At 23.7% G+C, this 7,402-nt stretch carries 8 protein-coding genes; 6 read left to right on the forward strand and 2 right to left on the reverse strand.

Translation table 11 applies throughout. The annotated features are described in order from the left end of the window. Positions 1–429 precede the first annotated feature (429 nt). Together BM020_RS07975 and BM020_RS07980 are read left to right on the forward strand one after the other, a co-directional pair. Positions 430–1,650: an HD domain-containing protein gene (locus BM020_RS07975; protein ID WP_143743980.1), complete on the forward strand. Its 1,221-nt coding sequence runs from the start codon at positions 430–432 to the stop codon at positions 1,648–1,650. Positions 1,651–1,878: 228 nt separating this feature from the next. Beyond that, positions 1,879–2,436 carry a UbiX family flavin prenyltransferase gene (locus BM020_RS07980; protein WP_067146215.1) on the forward strand — a complete coding sequence of 186 codons (558 nt, stop codon included), beginning with the start codon at positions 1,879–1,881 and terminating at the stop codon, positions 2,434–2,436. Between the two features lie 255 nt (positions 2,437–2,691). Here the strand turns inward: BM020_RS07980 and BM020_RS07985 are convergent, their stop codons facing one another. After that, positions 2,692–3,438 carry a molybdenum cofactor guanylyltransferase gene (locus tag BM020_RS07985; protein ID WP_067146213.1) on the reverse strand — a complete coding sequence of 249 codons (747 nt, stop codon included), beginning with the start codon at positions 3,436–3,438 and terminating at the stop codon, positions 2,692–2,694. A gap of 171 nt (positions 3,439–3,609) precedes the next feature. Then, the gene (locus BM020_RS07990; protein WP_067146211.1) at positions 3,610–4,377 is read right to left on the reverse strand and encodes a hypothetical protein; all 768 of its coding nucleotides are present in this window, start codon (positions 4,375–4,377) and stop codon (positions 3,610–3,612) included. Between the two features lie 438 nt (positions 4,378–4,815). Between BM020_RS07990 and BM020_RS07995 the strand changes: the two genes are divergently transcribed. The 4 genes from BM020_RS07995 to BM020_RS08005 all read left to right on the forward strand — a co-directional run bounded on the left by BM020_RS07995 (position 4,816) and on the right by BM020_RS08005 (position 6,759). Beyond that, positions 4,816–5,082, forward strand: coding sequence for a hypothetical protein (locus BM020_RS07995; RefSeq protein ID WP_067146209.1), 267 nt, complete (start codon positions 4,816–4,818; stop codon positions 5,080–5,082). Between the two features lie 107 nt (positions 5,083–5,189). Then, on the forward strand, positions 5,190–5,336 hold the full coding sequence (locus BM020_RS09640; RefSeq protein WP_158499587.1) for a hypothetical protein: 147 nt from the start codon (positions 5,190–5,192) through the stop codon (positions 5,334–5,336). A 140-nt stretch (positions 5,337–5,476) separates the two neighbouring features. Then, on the forward strand, positions 5,477–6,298 hold the full coding sequence (locus tag BM020_RS08000; RefSeq protein WP_067146207.1) for a BRO family protein: 822 nt from the start codon (positions 5,477–5,479) through the stop codon (positions 6,296–6,298). Positions 6,299–6,423: 125 nt separating this feature from the next. After that, positions 6,424–6,759: a hypothetical protein gene (locus tag BM020_RS08005; RefSeq protein ID WP_074798815.1), complete on the forward strand. Its 336-nt coding sequence runs from the start codon at positions 6,424–6,426 to the stop codon at positions 6,757–6,759. Positions 6,760–7,402: the final 643 nt, after the last annotated feature.

Below are 7,402 nucleotides of genomic sequence, written 5' to 3' on the forward strand. Positions count from 1 at the left end.
TCTTTTTTTTAAAAATAAAAACTTTTTATTCCATTACCTTATTTCATTCATATCGATAAAAAAAATAGACAAGTTTTTCATCAATAAAAAAAAATGAAAAAATAAAATATTAAAAATGAATAGAAAAATCAGGAAATTAAAAAATTTAAATTACTTTAAAAAATTCAATTATGAAAATAAATTATAAAAATATAATATAATTAAAAATAAAGAAAAATATTGATTGAAATTATAAAATTATAATTGAATTAGTTAAAAAATAGGTATAAAAAGCTAAAATTTATTTAAATTTTAGAAAACTTTATTAAATAAGTCTTTATAAATATCATTAGATAAGTATTGAATATTTTAAAATTAAAAAAATTGTATAAGTGAATTAAAATTACTAAAGCATAATAAGTTAAAACATAAAGATCATAAGAATGTGTTATTATGTCAAAAAAAAAATTTATTAGAGATAGCATACATGGAAATTTACCATTAAATGAATTTGAAGTAGAAGTGCTAGACTATCCACAAGTTCAAAGACTAAGAAGAATTAAACAACTAGGGTTTATTTCCTTAGTTTATCCTGGAGCTAATCATTCACGTTTTGAACATTCAATTGGAACAATGCATCTTGCATCAAAATTAGCTAAACAATTAGAATTAGAAGAGCATGACAAGGAATTAGTTAGAATAGCTGGTTTGCTTCATGATGCAGGACATGGCCCCTTTTCACATGTTTCAGAAGCAGTTTTTGATGTTCCCCATGAGGAATTAACTGGTTATGTAGTTAAAAAAACTAGTTTAGCTGATAAGCTTTCTGAAAAATTTGACACACAAGAAATCGTTGACATAATAAACGGTAAAAGCAGATTAGGTCCAATAATATCTGGAGAATTAGATATGGATCGTATGGATTACCTTATTAGAGATTCTCATTATACGGGAGTAGCTTATGGAGTAATTGATACTGAAAGAATTATAAGTAATTTAAAATTAAAAAGAGAATTGATTTTAGATATAAAAGGAGTTCAAGCTGCTGAAGCAGCATTAGCTGCCCGTTATTTAATGTATCCTAGTGTTTATCAACATCACACTACAAGAATTGTTAATGCAATGTTTAGAAGATGTTTAAGATTTATGATTAGCCAAGATATTTTAAATCCTAAAGAGATGTATAAATATGATGATTCAGATATGATAAGCATGTGTAGAAGCTCTGAAGGATTTTCAAAAGATATTATGGAGCGTATTGATAATAGACACCTTTTGAAACTAGCTAAGTCAGAACCAGTAAACAGCTTTGAAAATCCTGAACAAATATTTAAAATTGAAAAAGAAAAGTTACTTAAAGCTGAAGAGGAAATCAGTGAAGATTACAGTTTAGATAGAAATTATGTTATCTTAAACCTTCCAGAATATCCGAGTTTTGATGAGATGAAAACATGGGTTTCTGTTGGAGAGAATTTATACCATTTAAATGAAATCTCAAGTATTGTAGGAGCTTTAAGTAGTGCAAGATTCAATTCACCAGACATTTGTCTTTATGTTCCAAAAGAAGATTTAGATAAAATCAATAGATTAAAACTAGATAATTATATTGATTTACCTAAAAGAGTAAATAAATTTGAGACAATTCACTTTGAACAATCAAAATTATTTTAAAAATAAATGACTTAAAAATAAATTACTTAAAAATAAATGACTTAAAAATAAATGACTTAAAAATAAATGACTTAAAAATAAATTACTTAAAAATAAATGACTTAAAAATAAATTACTTAAAAATAAATTACTTAAAAATAAATTACTTAATAAAAAATATAATAAATATACTAATAATAGATAGTGGATAATATTAATAGAATTTTAATGTTTTAAAGAGATGATAAAATGATTCTTATTGCTATTACAGGTGCAAGTGGAGTAATTTATGGGGTAGAATTACTTAAAGCACTTAAAGAATTAGAGATAAAAACTGGATTATTAATAAGTGACCCTGCTAAAATAGTGATTAAATATGAACTTGAAGAGGATATTGAAAAAATCAAATCATTAGCAAATTACTACTTTGAAGCAAATGAAATTGATTCTTCTGTAAATAGTGGTTCATTTAAATTTGATTCATTGGTAATTATTCCTTGTTCTATGAAAACAGTCTCAGCAATAGCTAATGGTTATGCCTCTAATTCCATTAGTCGTGTAGCAGATGTTGCATTAAAAGAAAGAAGAGATTTAGTTTTAGTAGCTAGAGAAACCCCTTTAAGAGATGTTCACCTTGAAAATATGCTTAGAATATCTAAAGAAGGAGGTATCATTTTACCTGCAATGCCTGCATTTTATCATAATCCTAAAAATATTAATGACATGACTGATTTTATAGTGGGAAAAGTCTTAGATGTTTTGAAAATAGACAATGAAATCTTTAAAAGATGGGAAAAACCTAAATAATTAGGCTATTTCAATTTATAAATCTGAAAAACATGAAAATATTGATAAATTTAAATTAATCAATGAAAATGAACTAATTATTAAAGAATCTAATTTTTAATACTTTAAATTAACTATTTATAATTTTTAGTTACTTTAAATTAATGAATTATAATTTTTAATCACTTTAAATTAACTATTTATAATTTTTAGTTACTTTAAATTAATGAATTATAATTTTTAGTTACTTTAAATTAACTATTTATAATTTTTAACTTAAAATTCTAAATCCTCAAGATCTTCTTTTCTGTTGAAGTTTCTAAAGTCCTTTTCAAATAAGATTTTATTATCTACTTCTATAAAGCAAGGATTATTCAAGCTTCTAATAAATGACTTAACATACAAATTATCTTCTTTTAAAAGTTTATTTATATTATTTAAATTCTCTTTTTTATAAATAGAATGCAATGGTTCTGAATTTTGAATTTTCATCTCTAGATTCATTTCATCTGCATTATCAAAATTAAAATCCCCATTATCTTTAAATTTATCCTTATTTGATTTAATATGAAATGGAATAATTGCATCTATACCATATACATCATTATCTGAATCTAAATTATCAATAAGTAAATTAAACATTGTATCTATAAAATATGTACTAATAAAAGGTGAATCACATGGCAATACAAGTGCGAAATCAGTTTTTATATTTTTTAATCCTGTCATAATCCCTGATATGGGACCTTTTCCTTTAATTTCATCTTCAACAAATTCTAATGAATAGTCAAAATTATCTTCAATATTCCCTTCACAATGTTGATTAAGCAATGTTTGATAATTAGATATCCTTTCACTATCATTTAAAACAATTATAGCATCATTTATTTTATAGTTTAATCGTTCAAGTATGTGTAAAATCATAGGTTTATCTTGAATAATCATAGATCCCTTATCCTGACCCATTCTTCTACTCATTCCTCCTGATAAAACTATACAAGAATACAAGTTTTGACTATTCATAATTATTCCTCAAAAATAATCTAAATAAATTAAAAAAATAAATAAAAAATTAAAATAAAAATAAAAATAAAAAATAGAAATACCTATACAGAATATTATTTGATTAATCAGTATAATAATTTATCAATTAATCAACTTAATTAATAAACTTAATTAATCAATAATATTAAGCTATTCTTTAACATGAACATCTGCTTCACTATCAAAAGGATTAGTACGAATAGCTAAAGAAATCATGTAAGGATAGTGTTTATTAAGATATTTTAAATAATAAACCCATTCATACACCAATCTAGAATAAACCCTTTTAATATCACCATTTAAGTGATTAAAATCAGTAGCATCTATATTTGAGAACTCACCTCTACGGCTAAGTTCTTCATCTAAATGTAATAATGCAAGTAAAAGTGAAGAAAATTCATCTTTTTCTAATAAGTTAGGGTTATTAATGAGGTTTATTAAAAATTCCCTTTTTTCCAAAAGAATGGAATGAATTTTATTTAAAAACTCCTCTCTTTCTTCCTTTGGAATATCCACTTTAAAATCACTATTTGTATTTTTCAGCTCTTTTAATTTTTTATCATAATCTTTTTCATCCCAAAGTCGAATATCTTTTAAATTTTCAGTGTTTATTTTATTTACATTTACTTTACTAAATTCTGCAATTAAGTCATTTCCAAGTTCTGAGAAGAAAGTTCCCATAAGCATGTCAATTTTTTCTAAAATAGCTTCATGTTCCTTTTTACCCATTATCCCTTCAAGTAAAAATGCAACAATCAATATATCAATTGGAATAAAACCTATATGTTTCCAAATATAAGCAATAATCTCTTCACCATCTCCAAATATAATATATCTAGCTAAAAAGATGATAATTGCTAATATGAACATGATTATTGCAAATCTAATCTTCCAATTACTCTCCTTACTATCTCTCATTTTATAAACTCCAAAAAATATTTATACAAATTATCTAAATAAAAAGCAATTATAAATTTTAATTAATTTACATAGTTATTTTATTTTTTTTATTTAATAAAGTATTCGTTTTAACTAATAGAAATTAAATTATCTTAAGTTATAATGTACTAATATTTATACTCTTTTTGTTTTCAAATGCTCTTACTTTAATAACTTATTAAACCAATGTGAAAAACATGAATATGAAAGATGAAAAATACTAAAAAATTTGCATAACATAAGAAAGCATTCACAAAGAAGAAAAATATTAGGATTGGATAAAAAAGGAGAATACAATAGACTTCATAGCCATATGCTGCCTAAATTTCATAGAAGTAACCTTGCAAAAGAGTTGAGTATGGAGCAAGTTGATGCTTTACAAGACTTAGTAAAGGCAACACCCCTAATTCTTACTTCATGGATAATCTTCAAAACCTAAAAGAAGTTTACATTGAACACATAGATCTGATTGCTATTAATTTAGATATTAATCATTTAATGATTGAAAGTCCTGAAGTTTTGCAACTTAAGAAGGATGCTAAAAAACTTGAAAAAGAGAATTTTAAAATTAAGAATAATATTGATACAGCAGTTAATAATCGGATAAATAAAGTGTTTAAGGAGTATAATATAGATGAAATACTTAAAAAGCGATATTATAATACATTATTTAAATATGAATAATATAATATTAGACTCAAACAAGATACATTTTTATATAGTATTTAATATAGTGTTTTATATGAAATCTATCGTATATGCAATAATATATATAAGATATATGGCAATATATGTTAATGAAAAAATTATTAAGTTATCATACTAAAGTGAATTATGCTACAAGTAAAACAAAATCTTTAAAAGTTGGTTTTCCAAAAGAGATTAGTGAAATTTTAGATGTTGATGCTAAGATAGTATTGAATGGCGTGTTAATTTAGATAAGGATAAAATTACTGTAACAGTTCAGAAAAAAAAAGAATTCTAAAGATGAATGATTAGTTTCTAAAATTAAATAATAAATTATATTATATTAATAAGAAAAAAAATCAATTTTTAATGTGAAATGGGGTTAAAATTTATGGATGGAAATGATATAAAATTATTTAATGATAAACAAATTAGGACTAAATGGGATCAAGATATAAATGATTATTATTTTTCAATAATAGATGTTATTGAAGTTCTTACAGAAAGTAGTAATCCAAGTAGGTATTGGTCAGAATTAAAAAAGAAAATTTCTGAAGAACAAGGTCAACCTTTCGAAAATATCGAAAGGTTGAAACTTCCTGCTAAAGATGGTAAAATGCGTTTAACAGATGTAGCAAACACTAAACAACTATTGCGTATAATACAGTCTGTTCCATCACCAAATGCAGAACCATTTAAACAATGGTTAGCTCAAGTGGGTAGTGAAAGACTTGATGAAATTGCAAACCCTGAACTTGCTATTGAAAGATCTATAGAAACTTATCGTAAAAAAGGTTATAGTGAAGAATGGATTACTCAAAGAATAAGAAGTATTGAAACTCGTAAAGATTTAACTGCTGAATGGAAAAGAAGTGGAGTTAAAGAGGGTAAAGAATATGCAATTCTTACTAATGAGATTAGCAAGGCATGGTCTGGAAAATCAGTGAAAGAATATAAAGAGTATAAAGGTCTTAAAAAAGAAGGTCTTAGGGATAATATGACTAATATTGAATTGATATTGAACATGTTGGCTGAGGCTTCTACTACTGAGATTAGTAAGACTGAGAATCCTGAAGGGTTTAAAGAGAGTAAAAATGTAGCTATTCGTGGGGGTAATATTGCTGGTAATGCTCGTCATGAGTTGGAGGAAAATACTGGTAGGAAAGTAGTTAATAAGAGTAATGCTAAGGATAAAAAATTATTAGGAAAATAAAATAAAGAGGAGAATTATTATTATTATTATTATTATTATTATTATTATTATTATTATTATGAAAAATGAAAGTGAAAGAATTGATTTAATTGGTTATAATTTTGCATATATTTTATCTAATACAGATGATTTTCAATTTAATCTTTAATCATCACATAATTGAAAAAGATAATAAAGGTTATATTCTTGTTGAAGGAACTTTTAGTGATTTGTTTGATGAGGATAGCTATGATGAGGAATATTCTCATAAAGTTTTAGCAAAAGATGTTCTTTTTATCAAATCATTTGTAAATGAAATTAGGAATTTATCTAGGGATTGGTTAGGTAGTATTGAATTAGTGAAACCTCCTTCGGATTATGATTTTACTTTAAAGTTTAATTTTGTTGATAAACTTGAAGATATTGAAAGTGCAGGTATTAAGAAATATATAACAACTGTTCAGAAAAAAAAAGAATTCTAAAGATTAATGATTAGTTTCTAAAATTAAATATTATATTATATTAATAGTAATAACTGTTAAATAGAATTATATTAAAAGTTATTGTTAAATATGATGAATATATTAAATCCTGCTGAATCAATACTCAACTAGGATTTAATAATTAGAATAAGTTTTAAAACTCTCCTAATTTTAGCTTTTATACTATTTTCATGGTTTGTTTTATATTAAAATAAATAAAATTTAGAAAATAAATTAAAAAAAGATTAAATAAAAAACTCATTATTAAACTAATTCAAAATACAATAGGTTTCCAAAATCCTTTAATAAAATCTAACATAATATAAGATTCTAATAGCAAAATTTTTAAAATATTTTTAGGGTCCTAGATTTTTTCTAAAAATTAGAGCATTTTTTGTTCTTATTTTCTATGTTTTCAATACTCTATGATTTTACATAGTAAAAATACAAATTTTATGAACGTTATTAACGTAAAAAGTGCCTTTACAATCGTTAAATTTAAATACTATGTTAAACATATATTTATTTAGTGAATTAACATGAAACATAGTATTAAATTTGATAATAAAGACACTAAATATATTATATTGGTTAAAGCATTTAAATTTATCGATTCTGAAAAATCTAAAAAAATTTACGCAAG

Origin of the sequence: Methanobrevibacter olleyae, assembly GCF_900114585.1 — an archaeon.
Classification (GTDB): Archaea; Methanobacteriota; Methanobacteria; order Methanobacteriales; family Methanobacteriaceae; genus Methanobrevibacter; species Methanobrevibacter olleyae.